The 15,212-nt window shown below is 69.5% G+C and carries 15 protein-coding genes; 6 read left to right on the forward strand and 9 right to left on the reverse strand.

Annotated elements, in window-relative coordinates; genetic code table 11:
- The first annotated feature begins 4 nt into the window (after positions 1–4).
- From OD750_RS14165 to OD750_RS14175, 3 genes are all read left to right on the forward strand, one after another.
- Positions 5–2,185 carry a primosomal protein N' gene (locus OD750_RS14165; protein ID WP_263542376.1) on the forward strand — a complete coding sequence of 727 codons (2,181 nt, stop codon included), beginning with the start codon at positions 5–7 and terminating at the stop codon, positions 2,183–2,185.
- A gap of 33 nt (positions 2,186–2,218) precedes the next feature.
- On the forward strand, positions 2,219–2,782 hold the full coding sequence (locus tag OD750_RS14170; protein WP_263542377.1) for an ECF-type sigma factor: 564 nt from the start codon (positions 2,219–2,221) through the stop codon (positions 2,780–2,782).
- A 150-nt stretch (positions 2,783–2,932) separates the two neighbouring features.
- Positions 2,933–3,544 (forward strand): hypothetical protein, encoded by a 612-nt coding sequence (locus OD750_RS14175; protein ID WP_263542378.1) that lies wholly within the window; start codon positions 2,933–2,935, stop codon positions 3,542–3,544.
- A gap of 16 nt (positions 3,545–3,560) precedes the next feature.
- On the opposite strand, the gene OD750_RS14180 is transcribed toward OD750_RS14175, so the two are convergent.
- Positions 3,561–5,837 carry a serine/threonine-protein kinase gene (locus OD750_RS14180; protein WP_263542379.1) on the reverse strand — a complete coding sequence of 759 codons (2,277 nt, stop codon included), beginning with the start codon at positions 5,835–5,837 and terminating at the stop codon, positions 3,561–3,563.
- Between the two features lie 137 nt (positions 5,838–5,974).
- On the opposite strand from OD750_RS14180, the gene OD750_RS14185 reads away from it, so the two are divergent.
- Positions 5,975–7,237, forward strand: a complete 1,263-nt coding sequence (locus OD750_RS14185) for an NAD(P)/FAD-dependent oxidoreductase (RefSeq protein WP_263542380.1) — start codon at positions 5,975–5,977, stop codon at positions 7,235–7,237.
- 76 nt (positions 7,238–7,313) lie between these two features.
- On the opposite strand, the gene rpoH is transcribed toward OD750_RS14185, so the two are convergent.
- The 8 genes from rpoH to OD750_RS14225 all read right to left on the reverse strand — a co-directional run bounded on the left by rpoH (position 7,314) and on the right by OD750_RS14225 (position 13,574).
- On the reverse strand, positions 7,314–8,180 hold the full coding sequence (gene rpoH, locus OD750_RS14190) for an RNA polymerase sigma factor RpoH (protein WP_263542381.1): 867 nt from the start codon (positions 8,178–8,180) through the stop codon (positions 7,314–7,316).
- A 97-nt stretch (positions 8,181–8,277) separates the two neighbouring features.
- The gene (locus OD750_RS14195; RefSeq protein ID WP_263542382.1) at positions 8,278–8,541 is read right to left on the reverse strand and encodes a hypothetical protein; all 264 of its coding nucleotides are present in this window, start codon (positions 8,539–8,541) and stop codon (positions 8,278–8,280) included.
- A gap of 35 nt (positions 8,542–8,576) precedes the next feature.
- Positions 8,577–9,257, reverse strand: coding sequence for a uracil-DNA glycosylase (ung, locus tag OD750_RS14200; RefSeq protein WP_263542383.1), 681 nt, complete (start codon positions 9,255–9,257; stop codon positions 8,577–8,579).
- Positions 9,254–10,105 (reverse strand): response regulator, encoded by an 852-nt coding sequence (locus tag OD750_RS14205; RefSeq protein ID WP_263542384.1) that lies wholly within the window; start codon positions 10,103–10,105, stop codon positions 9,254–9,256. The genes ung and OD750_RS14205 overlap by 4 nt, the downstream gene beginning before the upstream one ends.
- A 54-nt stretch (positions 10,106–10,159) precedes the next feature.
- Positions 10,160–11,158, reverse strand: a complete 999-nt coding sequence (ftsX, locus tag OD750_RS14210; RefSeq protein ID WP_263542385.1) for a permease-like cell division protein FtsX — start codon at positions 11,156–11,158, stop codon at positions 10,160–10,162.
- Positions 11,158–11,832 carry a cell division ATP-binding protein FtsE gene (gene ftsE, locus OD750_RS14215; protein WP_263542386.1) on the reverse strand — a complete coding sequence of 225 codons (675 nt, stop codon included), beginning with the start codon at positions 11,830–11,832 and terminating at the stop codon, positions 11,158–11,160. The genes ftsX and ftsE overlap by 1 nt, the downstream gene beginning before the upstream one ends.
- Positions 11,833–11,841: 9 nt before the next feature.
- A complete protein-coding gene (gspF, locus tag OD750_RS14220; RefSeq protein WP_263542387.1) occupies positions 11,842–13,047 on the reverse strand; it encodes a type II secretion system inner membrane protein GspF in 1,206 nt (401 codons plus the stop codon).
- 113 nt (positions 13,048–13,160) lie between these two features.
- Positions 13,161–13,574, reverse strand: coding sequence for a VOC family protein (locus OD750_RS14225; RefSeq protein ID WP_263542388.1), 414 nt, complete (start codon positions 13,572–13,574; stop codon positions 13,161–13,163).
- Positions 13,575–13,655: 81 nt separating this feature from the next.
- Here OD750_RS14225 and OD750_RS14230 point away from each other — a divergent pair, with 81 nt between their 5' ends.
- Both OD750_RS14230 and OD750_RS14235 read left to right on the forward strand, forming a co-directional pair.
- Positions 13,656–14,519, forward strand: coding sequence for a TrmB family transcriptional regulator (locus OD750_RS14230; RefSeq protein ID WP_263542389.1), 864 nt, complete (start codon positions 13,656–13,658; stop codon positions 14,517–14,519).
- A gap of 120 nt (positions 14,520–14,639) precedes the next feature.
- The gene (locus OD750_RS14235) at positions 14,640–15,209 is read left to right on the forward strand and encodes a DUF3016 domain-containing protein (RefSeq protein ID WP_263542390.1); all 570 of its coding nucleotides are present in this window, start codon (positions 14,640–14,642) and stop codon (positions 15,207–15,209) included.
- The last annotated feature ends 3 nt before the right edge of the window (positions 15,210–15,212 follow it).

Genomic DNA, 15,212 nt, shown 5'->3' on the forward strand with positions numbered 1-15,212 from the left:
GCGCATGCCCGATGTTTTGCGCGTCGCCGTGCCGGTGCCGCTACCGCAGCTGTTCGACTATCGCGCGCCGCCCGGTGAAACCGTGGCGGCCGGCTGCCGCGTGGTCGTCCCGTTCGGACGCAACAAGCGCGTCGGCATCGTCGTCGGCCATGCCGCGACGAGCGAGGTGCCGGCGGGGCGGCTCAAAACGATCGACGCGGTGCTCGACGACGCGCCGCTCATCGGCGCCGAACTGCTCGCGACGCTGCAATGGGCGTCGCGCTACTACCAGCATCCGCTCGGCGCCGTGCTCGAAACGGCGCTGCCGGTCGGCATGCGCCAGGCCAAACCGCTGCCGTTCGAAGGCGAGCGCGCGCTGACGCTCGCCGCCGCCGGCCGCGCCGTCGCGGCCGATCCGCCGCTGCGCCGCGGCACGCGCGTACGCACGCTGTTCGAACGGCTCGTCGACGGCCCGCTCGCCTACGCGACCCTCGACGAAACCCTGCCCGGCTGGCGCGACAGCGCGAGCGCGCTGCGGCAGCGTAACTTTGTGGAAACTATCGCGTTGTCCACGGCGACGCTGCCGACGGCGCGCGTGACGGGCCCGACGCTGACCGACGAGCAGCGGGCCGCGATCGACGCCGTCGCGGCCGAACACGGCCGCTTCCGCGCGTTCCTGCTCGAAGGCGTCACCGGCAGCGGCAAGACCGAGGTGTATCTGCAGCTGATCGAACGCGTGCTCGCGGCCGGCGGTCAGGCGCTGATGCTCGTGCCTGAAATCGGCCTGACGCCGCAGACGCTGCGGCGCTTCCGCGAACGCTTCGGCGCGTCGGTGTTCGCGCTGCATTCGGGTCTCGCCGAGGGCGAACGTTCGCGCGCGTGGCTCGCCGCGGCGCGCGGCGACGCCGGCGTGATCCTCGGCACGCGCTCGGCGATCTTCGCGCCGCTGCCGCGCCTGGCCATCATCGCGGTCGACGAGGAACACGACGCGTCGTACAAGCAGCAGGACGGCTTTCGCTACAGCGCGCGCGACCTCGCGATCGTGCGCGCCCGCGCGCTCGGCGTGCCGGTGGTGCTCGGCTCGGCGACGCCGTCGCTCGAGACGCTCGCCAACGTCGAGGCCGAGCGCTACACGCGCGTGCGCCTGTCGGCGCGGCCCGGCAGCGCGCGCGCGCCGACGCTGCGCGTCGTCGACATGCGCCGCTCGCGGCTCGTGCACGGCATGAGTCCCGAACTCGTCACCGCGGTGCGCGACTGCCTCGCGCGCGGCGAACAGGCGCTGATCTTTCGCAACCGCCGCGGCTACGCGCCGGTGCTCACGTGCCACGACTGCGGCTGGCACGCCGACTGCGAACGCTGCGCCAAGCCGATGACGCTGCACCGCGCGCGCGCGCGGCTCGTGTGCCATCACTGCGGCGCCGAGCGCAACGTGCCGGCGCAGTGCCCCGAATGCGCGGCGCAGACGCTCGCGCCGCAAGGCCACGGCACCGAGCGGCTCGAAGAAGCGCTCGTCGACCTGTTTCCGCAGGCACCCGTCGTGCGCATCGACCGCGAAACGACGCGACGCCGCGGCGCGCTCGAAGCGCTGTTCGACAGCCTCGGCCCCGACAAGCCCGGCATCTACGTCGGCACGCAGATGCTCGCCAAGGGCCACGACCTGCCGAATCTCACGCTCGTGGCGATCCTCGGCGTCGACGACGGCCTGTACAGCGCCGACTTCCGCGCGTCCGAACGGCTCGGACAACTGGTGGTGCAGGTGTCGGGCCGCGCCGGCCGGGCGAGCAAGCCCGGCTCGGTGCTGCTGCAGACGCATCATCCCGACCACGCGCTGCTCGGCACGCTGCTGCGCGGCGGCTATCGCGGGCTGGCCGCGAGCCTCCTGGCCGAACGCCGCGACGCGCAGTGGCCGCCTTACGCGCATCTGGCGCTGCTGCGCGCCGAAGCGAAGCAGTTGCAGCAGACGGAGAAATTTCTACGCGACGCCGCCGAGGCGGCGGGCATGCCCGACGGCATCGACCTCGCCGGGCCGATACCCGCGCCGATGCCGCTGCGCGCGGGCATGCATCGCGCGCAGATCCTGCTGTCGAGCGCCGAGCGCGCGCGGCTGCAGCATTTCCTGCCGGCGTGGATCGACGCGCTGCGCGCGCTCGCGTCGGCGCGGCACGTGCGCTGGTCGGTCGACGTCGATCCGATCGATTTGTATTGACGTAGACTGCCGTCCGACCGTGAGGAGGCGAAAGTGAGCACGGAAGGCGCGATCACGCAGTGGCTCAGGCGATTGTCGAACGGCGAGGCACGCGCCGAGCACGAGCTGCTCGCGCTCGTCTACGACGAACTGCGCCGGCTGGCCGCGCGTCAGCTCGCCGGCGAACGCGCCGGCCACACGCTGTCGCCGACGGCGCTCGTGCACGAGGCCTACCTGCGCCTGTCCGGGGACGCGTCGCTCTCGCCCGCCGACCGGCGCCAGTTTTTCGCGGTCGCGGCCAAGCGCATGCGACAGGTGCTGATCGACCACGCGCGCGCGCGCGACGCGGCCAAGCGCGGCGGCGCGGGCAAAGAAGCGGTCACGCTGTCGTCGCTCGTCGGCGACGACGGCGCGCGCGACGTCGACTTCCTCGCGCTCGACCAGGCGCTCGCACAGCTCGAAGCGACCGACGCGCGCAAGGCCCGCGTCGTCGAACTGCGGTATTTCGCGGGCCTGGAAATGACCGACATCGCCGAGCTGCTCGAGATCTCGCGCGCGACCGCGCAGCGCGACTGGGAAGTGGCGCGCGCGTTTCTGTTCGAGGCGCTCAACGGCTGAACGATCGGCACCGCTTCGAGACGGCCGCACGGCCGCGACGGTGAACCGTTCCGCAGATTCGCACGAAAGTCCCGAGCGTGTGAGACATCCGGACGCCGCTCGTCGCCCTTCCGATCGACCGCGAATCGACGCGGGACAGGAGACGATGCGATGAACACCCGATATTCCGTGCTGCCGTTCGCCCTGCTGTCGCTCATCGGCACCGGCACGGCCGCCGCGCAGGATTTCGACGCGATGATCCGCCAGCAGCTGCAGGCCGGCCAGGCGCTGTCGATGCAGATGCAGCAGGCGGAACAGCAGATCGTGCAGCAGACGATGCAGAACCCCGACTGCCAGGCGAAATACCGGCAGCACATCGCGTCCGGCGGAAAGCTGTCGTATCCGCAGTTCGCCTACCAGTACGCCGCGACCGGCGGCTTCACGCCGGGCGGCATCGCCAACTTCCGCCGCGGCGAGCAGGCGAACCAGGCGGCCGAACAAGCCACCTGGAACGGCTACCGCGGCGCGCAGGACCAGCGCGCCGCCGCACAGGCCGCGTACTCGGAAAGCTACTTCGCCGGCCAAGCCGAGCAAGGCCGCGTGATGCAAGGCCAGAGCACGTGGGTCGATCCGAACGACGGACAGGCGCGCTCGCTGTCGTACGTCGGCGGCAACGCTTACGTCGACCCGAACACCGGTCAGGCGTTCGTGCGCGACGGCAACGGCCAGTACTACGCGCAAGGCCCCGACGGGCAGTGGTATCCGATGACGCCGTCGCGTTGAATTTTTTTGAGGATTTTTATCTCGCCGGCGCGCCGAGCTTCGCGCGGGCGTCGTCGAGCAAGGCCTGCGCCTTGTCGCGGCGCCCGGCCTCGACCATGTCGGCGCCGTCGTAGATCGCGATTGCCGCTTGCGCGCGCGATGCCGCCTCGGCCGCGTCGCCGCGCGCGAGTGCCACGCGCGCGGCGGCGACGAGCAGGTTGGCGTATTTCTGGTCGTTCGTGTCATAGGCGCCCGGCGCCAGGCGCAGCGCGTCGGCGGTCGCGGCCATCGCCTCATCGTGCCGGCCGAGTTTCGAGTAGCGCAGCGCGAGGTTCGACAGCTGCACCGCCAGACGCGGGTAATCCGGTCCCATGATCTTGCGGTACAGCGCGACCGCGCGCTCCTGGGTCGCGGCGGACTCCTCCAGACGCCCCATCTCGTCTTGCAGATACGCCAGATTGTTCAACGTGATGCCGAGATCGAGCTCGGGTTGCGGTCGCATCGCCTCGCCGATCGCGATCGCCTGCCGGTACGCCGCGTACGATTCGTCGAAACGCTGCAGGCCGTCGAGCGCGTTGGCGACGTTCGAGAGGTTCACCATGCGCTCGCGCGGCGCGACGTCGGGCAGCGCGTCCTTGATGCGCAGCGCTTCCTGCGCGAGCGGCAGCGCTTCGGCGTAGCGGCCGACATCGCCGAGCAGCGCCGACAGGTCGTTGAGCACCTCCGAGCGCTGCGCCGCATCGCCGCCGCTGTGCGTCAGCGCGAGACGGTACAGCCGCTCGGCGTCGGCGTAGCGTCCGAGCCGCCATTCGAGCTGCGCCTGCGAGCCGAGTACCTTCGAATACCCGGGGCCGCCGTCGGTCGCGCGCAGTCGCGCCGCGCGATCGAGCTGTTCCTTCGCTGCGTCGTTGCGCTCGAGCGAAAGATACGCGTCGCCGATCGCGCGGCGCACGTCGGCTTCGAGCAGCGGCTGGCCGCCGAGCTGCTGATCGATGCCGGATACCGCGCGGTCGAGCGCGTCGACGAGCAGCGGCGGCTTGCCGCCGTAGAACGGGTTCGCGCGGCCGATCATGTCGACGAGAAAGCGGTTCGCGCGCTGCGCGCGGTCGCCTTCCTGCGCGGCGCGGCGCGCCTGCAGTGCGGCGACGCCGAGGCCGGCCGCGAGCGCGAGCGCGGCCGCGGCGGATGCCGCGACCGGCCAGCGATGGCGCCGCAGAAACTTCGCGAGGCGATAGCCGGCGCCGCCGCCGCGCGCGAGCACAGGCCGGTGCGCGAGCCAGCGTTCGAGATCGTCGGCGAACGCGCGCGCCGAACCGTAGCGCCGTTCGGGTTCGACGGCGAGCGCCTTGCGCACGACGCGATCGAGATCGCCCGCGACACGATGGCGCCAGTCGCGCGCGGCGCGTTCGGACAGGCCCAGCGCCGCGGCATCGACGCGCGCGCTCGTCGGCGCGATCGTCTCGTCGGCGACGCGGCGCGCAAGTTCCGTGATTGCGATGCCGGCGCGCAGCACGCGTCCGGTCAGCAGTTCGTCGAGCAGCAGGCCTAGCGCGTAGACGTCGCACCCGGTCGTCAGCGGCCAGTCAAGCAGTTGCTCGGGACTCGCGTATTCCGGCGTCAGCGGCACAAGACCGGTGCGCGTCGAACCGGGCATGCGTTCGTCGAGCGATTTGGCGATGCCGAAGTCGAGCAGTTTCGCGCGGCCGTTCGCGTCGACGAGGATGTTGCCGGGCTTGATGTCGCGGTGAATGATCAGCGCGCGATGCGCCGCGTCGACGGCCGACAGCACGTCGAGAAACAGCGCGACGCGTGCTTCGATGCCGAGCGCGCGTTCGCGGCACCACGCGTCGATGCGCCGGCCGTCGACGTATTCCATGACGACGTACGGCTGGCCGGCCGGCGTCGTGCCGCCGTCGAGCACGCGCGCGATGTGCGGATGCTCCAGCCACGCGAGAAACTGCCGCTCGCGTTCGGCGCGGCGGATCGATTCGGGATCGCCAAGCGTGCCGGCCAGCACCTTGATCGCGACCTGCTGCTCGAACGCGCCGTCGCGGCGCCGCGCCAGCCACACCTGCCCCATGCCGCCCGCGCCGATGCGTTCGATCAGCCGGTACGCGCCGAGATCGAGCGGCGTGTCGGCCGGCGGCGCCGGTTCCAGAAAGCCGTCGCTGGCCGCGTGCGCGGCGAGGAGGCGCAGCACCGACTCGCACAACGCGGTATCCGTGCCGGCCCGCTCGCGCACGTAGCGTTCGCGCTCGCCGGCCGGCAGCGCGAGCGACGCTTCGAGAAGCTCCAGGGCGTTGCGCAAGGCCATCGGCGTTCCACGCGAGCGGGCTCGAAGCATCGTAGCGCAGCGCGCACGATCCACGTCTTGATCGGCGCGGTTCCGGCGCTAGATTGCTCTCATGCGGCCACGCCGCGAAGGATTTCTTTCAAGAAAGGGAAAGCGCCATGAGCGAACGCAAGGTTCCTCACGTCGTCATCGTCGGCGGCGGATTCGGCGGACTGTGGGCGGCGCGCGGCCTGGCCGGCGCGCCGGTGCGGGTCACGCTGATCGATCGCTGCAATCACCATCTGTTCCAGCCGCTGTTGTACCAGGTCGCCACCGCCGGCCTGTCGTCGCCGGATATCGCGGCGCCGTTGCGCCACATCCTGCGGCGGCAGGCGAACGTCACCGTGCTGATGGACGAGGTCGAACACGTCGACGCCGACGGCAAGGCCGTCGCACTCGCGCACGGCGGACGGCTCGACTACGACTGGCTCGTGCTCGCGACCGGCGCGCGCCACGCCTACTTCGGCCGCGACGAATGGGCCGAACACGCGCCGGGCCTGAAGACGCTCGACGACGCGCTCGCGATCCGGCGTCGCATTCTCGCCGCGTTCGAACGCGCCGAAGCCGAAAACGACGCCGCCGCGCGCCGCGCCTGGCTGACGTTCGTCGTGATCGGCGGCGGCCCGACCGGCGTGGAACTCGCCGGCACGCTCGCCGAGATCGCGCGCCACACGCTGCGGCGCGAGTTTCGCAACGCCGATCCGAGCCACGCGCGCGTGATGCTCGTCGAGGCCGGGCCGCGCATCCTGTCGGCGCTGCCCGAATCGCTGTCGGCCAAGGCGCAGCGGCAGCTCGAAAAGCTCGGCGTGGAAGTGCAGACCGGCCGCGCGGTCACGGCGATCGATGCGACCGGCGTCGAACTCGGCGGCGAACGCATCGCGACGCGCACGGCGCTGTGGGCGGCCGGCGTCGCGGCGTCGCCGCTCGGGCGCGAACTCGGCGTCGCGGTCGACCGCGCCGGGCGCGTCGCGGTCGCACCGGACCTGTCGGTGCCGGGGCATGGCGAGATCTTCGTCGTCGGCGATCTGGCGAGCGTCGCGAGCGACGGCAAGCCGGTGCCGGGCGTCGCGCCGGCCGCCAAGCAGATGGGCGCGCACGCGGCGCGGGCGATCCGCGCGCGCCTCGCCGGTCGCGACACCACGGCGTTCCGCTATGCCGACGCGGGTTCGCTCGCGACGATCGGACGCATGGCCGCGGTGGCCGATCTCGGCCGGATCAAGCTGTCGGGGCTCGCCGCGTGGTGGTTCTGGCTCTTCATCCACATCTTCTTTCTGATCGGATTCCGCAGCCGCCTGATCGTCTTGATCAATTGGGCGTGGTCGTACTGGACGTACCAGCGGCACGCGCGAATCATCGTCGGCACGCCGAAATCGCCGAGCTGACGCGCGCAAAAGACAACGGCCCCTCGCGGGGCCGTCGTCGTCTTGCTGCCTGTGGTTCGGTGGAGCGTCTTGCGGATTACGCGACGAACAGCGCGCGCATCTTCTTCATCGCATTCGCTTCGATCTGGCGGATGCGTTCGGCCGACACGCCGTATTCGTCGGCCAGTTCCTGCAGCGTCGCCTTCTCGCCGTCCTTGAGCCAGCGGCGCGAGATGATGTCGCGCGAACGCGCGTCGAGCCGGGCGAGGCCTTCACGCAGCGATTCGAGCTGGTTTTCTTCCTGGTCTTCGTTCGCGATCGCGTCGTACGGGTCGGCGCGATGGTCGACGAGGTAGGCGACCGGCGCCGGCGGGGCGTCGTCGTCGCTGTCGCTCGGCGCGTCGAAACCGACGTCGCGGCCGGACAGGCGCGATTCCATCTCGAGAACGGTCGCGAGCGGCACGCCGAGTTCCTTCGCCACGGTCTGCGCTTCGTCGTGGCTCATCCAGCCCAGGCGCTTCTTCGACTTGCGCAGGTTGAAGAACAGCTTGCGCTGCGCCTTGGTCGTGGCGACCTTGACGATGCGCCAGTTGCGCAGGATGAACTCGTGCATTTCGGCGCGAATCCAGTGCACGGCGAACGAAACGAGACGTACGCCGAGCGTCGGGTCGAAGCGCTTGACGGCCTTCATGAGGCCGATGTTGCCTTCCTGCACGAGATCGCCGAGCGGCAGGCCGTAGCCCTGGTAGCCGCGCGCGACGTGCACGACGAAGCGGAGGTGGGAAAGGACGAGACGCTTCGCCGCATCGAGATCGGTATCGCGACGCAGGCGCTCGGCCAGACCCTGCTCCTCTTCCTGGGTGAGCATCGGCACGCGATGGACGGCGCTGATGTACGCATCCAGACTGCCCAAGGCGCTCGGAATCGGCAGGTTGTTGCTGACGAGGGCAAGAGCTTCGGTCATTGCTTGAAACCTCCGGTACTGGTGCACAGATTAGCACTCGCGATCTGGGAGTGCTAAGAACGCCGGTAGTTCCCTTCAGGAGTGCGGCGAACGGGGGTTAGTGTACCAGAGAGTTCAGGAAAAACATCAAAAAAGCGTGACGATCGGTAACATAATTTCTATCGCGTTCATTGAGCGCGCCTATCGATACGCAAGCCACTGTTTTTTCGATATTTAACGGGACGGACACATCTTCGCTCCCTGCGAAGGTCGCAGATGTGGCATGACTTTCGGCCTGTTTTTCGGGGTCGATCGGCACTGCCGAACGGCAAGAAATCGCAACAGCGACAGCGCCATTGTCCTCGCAGCGCGATTGAGACATTCAATGTCTTCGACCAATGGCTATATCGGTCGAGGCTACGGCGTCCAGTCGATCGGCGTCTGGCCGCGTTCTTCGAGATACGCGTTGGCGATCGAAAAATGCCGGCAGCCGAGAAAGCCGCGATGCGCCGACAGCGGCGACGGATGCGGCGCCTTGAGCACGAGATGGCGGCGCGGGTCGATCAGGCGGCCCTTCGCCTGCGCGTACGACCCCCACAGCATGAACACGAGGCCTTCGCGCTCGCGGTTGAGGTGATCGATCACGGCGTCGGTGAAACCTTCCCAACCCTTGCCCTGGTGCGAACCGGCGAGACCCTGTTCGACCGTCAGCACCGCGTTGAGCAGCAGCACGCCCTGTTCCGCCCAGCGCGTGAGATGGCCGTGCCGCGGCATCGGAATGCCGAGGTCGTTCTGGATCTCGAGGTACATGTTGCGCAGCGACGGCGGAATCGGCACGCCCGGCTGCACCGAGAAGCACAGGCCGTGCGCCTGGCCGGGACCGTGGTACGGATCCTGGCCGAGAATCACGACCTTCACGTTCTCGAACGGCGTGGCGTCGAGCGCCGAGAAAATCTGCTTCGGCGGCGGGTAGATCGTCTTGCCGGCGCGCAGTTCGGTGCGCAGGAATTCCGACAGCGCCTGCATGTCGGGCCGGTCGAAATAGTCGCCGACGCGCCGCTTCCACGATTCTTCGAGTTTCAACCGCGCGTCGCTCACGCCGCTTCGCCCGCGGCGCGCGAGCGGGCGTGCTGGCCGACGCGCAGCTGGAACAAGAGCTTGGTGATCAGCAGGCGTTCCTCGATCGGCTTTTCGACGAGATCGTTGGCGCCGGCGCGGATCAGCGCGGCCTGGTTCTTCGGATTGTCGTCGCCGGTCATCACGAGCACGGGCAGCTCGGCCTTGCCGTAGGCGAATTCGTTGCGGATGCGGTCGAGCAGGTCGCCGCCGGTCAGTTCGCCTTTGAGGTTCACGTCGGTCAGCACGATGTCGGCGCCGGCGCCGCGGCCTTGCGCCTTCGCCGTTTCGAGCAGCGCCAGCGCGTCCTCGACGCTCACGACGTGCAATACGGTCAGTCCGTGCTTTTCCATCATGCGACGCGTGGCGAGCGCCACGACGCGGCTGTCCTCGACATACAGCACGTCGCCGGTCGTGTTCGATTCGGGCCGCACGTAGCCGCGAATGAACGACGCCAGCGCGTGGAAGCCGAGCGACTTGTCGAAATAATCGGTCACCGCGTCTGTCAGCGTGCGCGCGGCGAGGCGCTCCTGCACGTCGCCCGAGACGACGACGATCGGGATGTAGGCCTGCGGCGCGTGCTCGCGGATGTGGCTGGCGAGTTCGAGGCCGTCCATGTCGGGCAGGCGCAGCGCGGTCGTGACGAAATCGACGACGCCGGCTTCGAGCTGCTGCTTGGCTTCGGCGCCGGTTTCGCACGGCAGCACGGTGACGCCCGGCAGGTCGGCCTTGAGCACCTGTTCGATCAGCTTGCGCACGACCTTCGAACCGTCGACGACCATCACGCGCGGTTCGTCGCTGGCGATATGTCTGGTCAGATGCGTTTCCATCAGTCCCCCTGTGGAAACTCGTTCATGTCAACGCTCGGCATCGGCCCTCGTCGCTCATTCCGGATGGCCTTCGGCGAGATGCCGGGCGGTCGCTAGCATAGCGCCAAGCCACCCGAGTGCGGCACTGACGAACGGCACTGACGCGGCGGCCAGCGGATTCAGGCCCTGCAGCACGAAGCGGTGGTCGTAGCTGTCGAGCAGCTGCCCGACCGGCCCCGACAGCGCGAACTGCACCGCGAACACGGCGATCAGCGCGAACGCGCCGGCGAACAGGCCGTACCAGATGCCGGTGTACAGAAACGGCCGCCGCACGAAGCCCGGGCTCGCGCCGATCAGCTGCATGACGGCGATTTCCTCGGCGCGCGCCTGGATGTCCATGCGCACCGTGTTGCCGACGACGAGCAGCGTCGCGAGCCCCAGCAGCCCCGCGAGCACGAACACGCCGCGCTGCGCGAGTTCGAGGATCGCGCCGAGTCGCCGGCGCCAGCTCGCGTCGTACTGCACGAGGTCGACGCCGGACTCGGCCTTGAGCGCGGCGAGCACCGCCGGATCCTGGCCGCGCGCCGGCTCGCGCGGCGTCACGATCAGTACGTTCGGCAGCGGGTTGTACTTGAGCACGTCGAGCGCGTCGGCGAAGCCCGACATCGCGCGGAATTCGTCGAGGCCTTCCTGCGGCGTCTTGCGCTTGACCGCGACCACGTCGGCGCGTGCCGACAGCTTTTGCGCGAGCGCCGCGGCGGCCGCGTCGTCGGAAGCCGGCTGCATGAACACGGTGATCTCGCGCGCGTCCTGCCAACCGCCCGAAAGAGACCGCGCATTGTTCAGAAGTACCAGAAACAACAAAGGCAGCGCGAGCGCGAGGCCCATCACGAGCGCGGTCAGCGCCGTCGCCCACGGTCGCGCCACGAGCCGGCCGAGACTCGAGAACAGGCTGTACAGGTGCTGGTCGCGCCAGCTGGAAAAGCCCAGCCGCTGGCGCGGCGCGGCGCGCTCGGCCGGACGCGGCGCGGTCGTGGGCTTCAGGCGATTGCCGGTCGGCTTGCGTCCGAACATCACAGCGCTCCCGGACGAAAGTCGTCGAGCAGCCGGCCGTGGTCGAGCACGATCACGCGCTTGCCCATGCGCTTGACCAGCGGCAGGTCGTGGCTGGCGACGACGACGGTCGTGCCGACCTGCTGAAATTCGGCGAACAGCTGCATGATTTCGGCGGAGAGCTGCGGATCGAGATTGCCGGTCGGCTCGTCGGCGATCAGCACGGCGGGCTTGGCGACGATCGCGCGCGCGATGCCGACGCGCTGCTGCTCGCCGGTCGAGAGCGTGATCGGCGCGGCGCGGTCGCGGTCGAGCAGGCCCACCTTGTCGAGCGCGGCGCGTACGCGCTTGCCGATCTCCTCGCGCGCGAGGCCCGCGATGACCAGCGGCAGCGCGACGTTGTCGAACACGCTGCGGTCCATCAGCAGGCGATGATCCTGAAACACCATGCCGATGCCGCGCCGATGCTGCGGCACCGAGCGCTGACGCATCGCGCCGATATTCTGGCCGTTGACCGTGACGTGGCCGCGCGTCGGCCGCTCGATCAGCGCGATGAGCTTGAGCAGCGTGCTCTTGCCCGCGCCGGAGTGACCGGTGATGAACGCCATTTCGCCGGCCCCGAGTTCGAGAGAGAGCTCGTGCAGCGCTTCATGGCCCGACGCGTAGCGTTTGGTGACCTGGTCGAAGCGGATCATGACGCCACGCTACTTCACCATCTGGTTGAGGTTGAAAATGGGCAGCAGGATGGCCAGCACGATGAACAGCACCATCGCGCCCACCAGCAGGATCACCGCCGGGCCGAGCACCGCGGTCAGCACGGCGAGCCAGCGGTCGAGCTCCTTCGCCTGGTGGTTCGCCGCCTCGTCGAGCATGCGTTCGAGCTGACCCGAGCGTTCGCCGCTGGCGATCAGGCGCAGCGCGACCGGCGGAAAATAGCCGCTGTCGCCGAGCGCGCGCGAGAACGCGCCGCCTTCGCGCACGCGATGGGCCGCGCGACGCATCGCCTCGCGCATCGGCAGGTTCGGCACCACTTGCGCGGCGATGCCGAGCGCGTCGAGCAGCGGCACCGCGCTGGCAGACAGCAGCGCGAGCGTGCGAGCCGCGCGCGCCGTGTTCGACGCGCGCGTGAGCTTGCCGACGAGCGGCAGCCGCAGCAGCACGCGATGCCACGCCGCGCGCACGCTGTCGCGACGCAGCGCGAGGCGCGCGCCGACGATCGCGACGATGAGGCCCAACGCGACGATCCAGCCGTAATGCTTGACGCCGTCCGACAGCGCGATCAGGAACATCGTCGGCCACGGCAACGCCTGTTTGAGATTGGCGAACACGCCGGTGATCTGCGGCACGACGTAGACGAGCAGGCCCGTCACGACGGCGATCGCGACGATCGCCAGCAGTACCGGATACGCGAGCGCGGTCAGCACCTGCTGGCGCAGCGCGTCGCGCGACTCGGCGTAGTCGGCGAGGCGCTCGAGCACCGTGTCGAGCCGGCCCGACTGCTCGCCGGCCGCGACCGACGCGCGATAGATTTCGGGAAAGCTCTCCGGATACTCGGCGAACGCGGCGGCGAGGCCCGCGCCTTCGAGCACGCGCGCGCGCAACGCGGCGGTGAGGCTGCGCGAGCGATCGTCCTCGCCCTGCTCCGACAGCGCGGCCAGCGCCTCGTCGATCGGCAGGCCCGCGCGCAGGAGCGTCGCGAGCTGGCGCGTGAACAGCGCGAGCTGCGATGCCGACAGGCCGCGCACGCCGAGCGGCGAACGGCTGCGCGCCTCGTCGACCGGCTTGACGTCGATCGGGGAGAGGCCGCGCTCGCGCAACGCCTGGCGCACCGCGCGCGCGGTGTCGCCCTGCAAAACGCCGCGCTGCGTCTTGCCGCTGGCGTCGAGAGCCTGATAGGCGAATGCCGGCACGCGGATTCCGTACGTCGGGAACAGTAGCCGATTGTGTACGGAATCGCGCTGCGCGTGGAGCCCCCGCGCCGCCGGAACGAACGTCCCGACGGCAAGGCTGCGGAATCGGCGAATCAGATCAGCGTAACGCCCGGCGGCGGCTGCACTTCCGCGACGGTCTTCCAGAACCAGATCTTGTGGCCGGCGGGATCGACCACCGAGAAGTTGCGGTCGCCCCACCACTGCGTTTCCGGCGCGTTCGCGATCGCGACGCCGCGACCGGCGAGTTCGGCGTGATAGGCGTCGACGTCGGTCACTTCGACATAGATTTCGAGCGCGCCGGCCGTCGCGCCGTCGGGCGTCTGGGGGCGCGCGAGCATCAGCATCGCGCCGGTGCGCGTGACGATCGAGAAGTCGAGCTGCCCGTCCTTGCCGACCACGCCCATCATGTGCTCGAAGCCGAGGCTGTCGATGTAGTACTGGCGCACCGCGTCGACGGACGGGACGTAGCGCAGGGGAATGACGGCCGGGGTGAATTTCGCGTTCATGGCGTTCCTCGTGGTGGGTGGTTGCCGCGAAATCAGTATCCGGGCACGCTTGGCGCGTTTCATCTACTTTCGGGAGTAGAAATGCGCGTCGCCTGGCCCGAGTTCGCGCTGCTCGACGAAGCCGGCTTCGGCAGCTACGAGAAGCGCGCCCTGGTAACGCTGGCGGTGCACGGCGTCAGCGACGCGGCAACCCTGTGCCGCGACGGCGACATCCCGACGTCGAAGATATACGCGGCGATGGAGAAACTCTCGCGGCTCGGCCTCGTGGAAGTGCGCCGCTCGCGACCGCAGCTGTACGCGGCGCTGCCGCCCGAACCGCTGGTCGAGCGCCTCAACGCGATCGCCCGCGAGCGCGCCGACGCGTTCGCCGACGCCTCCGCCGGCCTGCGTGCCGCATTCGAGAAATTGCCGCACAAGCTAAAAAGCAGCGAGGCGCGCGTCGACCTCGCGCTCGGCGCCGAAAGCCACGTCAAGCGGCACGTCAGCCGGCTCGCGTCGGCGCGGCAATGCGTGCGCTCGTACATGGAGTCGGGCGACATCGACGCGATCCGCAGCCAGCGCGACCGCGGCTTCGACGCGATGAAGGCGATCGCGCGCCAGCGCGAGAAGAGCGGCGTCGAACACCGCGCGATCTTCGGCTTCAGCGACCGCACCGCGCCGCGGCTGCTCGAATTCCTGCGCGAGTTCGCGGCGTCGACGCGCACGCTTTCCGGCGTGCGCTATTCCGGCGAAATCGGCCACCCGTTCCACGTCGTCGACGACGACACGGTGATCCTCGCGCTCGATCATCCGTTCGTCGGCGAGGGACGCTTCGCCTCGCTGCTCGTGCAGGACCGCGCGCTCGCGGGACAGCTGATCGAAGGCTTCGACGCGCTGTGGACGCGCGCGCTCAAGGATCTGCGCGAAATCCGGGCGTGGCCGCGACCGCAACGGCCCGCGACGTGACGCGCGACGCGAAGCCCGCTTCGTCCGTCTGATGAACGCAGGCGTACGAAAACGCGCCGTACCCTTGCAGTCCGCCGCAGGCGGCGGAAGATAGTCGTCGCAACCGTCAGGAGATTCGTCATGAAAAGCCGCATCGCATTCGCATTCGTCGCCGCGTGCGCCGCCGCGCTCGTCGCGCCGGCGGTCGGCTACGCCAAATCGCGCAGCGTCACCGATCCCGACGCGCCGCGCAGCCTGCCGGCCGAGGGATCGGTCAGCGTGCGCTGGGAAGATCCCGCGCAGTTCTCGGAAATCCGCTACAGCCGCAACCGCTTCGAGGCGCGTCAGGGCGACTGGGTGAACCAGCTCGCGACGTACCTGCGCACGCGCGCGCAGGCGCAGCTGCCGGCCGGCGAAAAGCTCGACGTGGACATCACCGACATCAAGCGCGCCGGCGACTACGAGCCGTGGCACAGCCCGCAGCTGCAGGATACGCGCGTGATCCGCGACCTGTATCCGCCGCGCATCGACCTGACGATCAGGCGCACCGGCGCCGACGGCCGCGTGATCGCCGAAGGCGAACGGCGCCTGCGCAACCTGAGCTTCATGATGGACGCGCGCATGCTCAACGATTCCGATCCGCTGCGCTACGAAAAAGCGCTGATCGACCGCTGGCTGCGCAGCGAGCTACGCGACAAGGACGGCGCGTAGCCC

Source organism: Tahibacter soli (genome assembly GCF_025717065.2).
In the GTDB taxonomy this organism is placed as follows: domain Bacteria; phylum Pseudomonadota; class Gammaproteobacteria; order Xanthomonadales; family Rhodanobacteraceae; genus Tahibacter; species Tahibacter soli.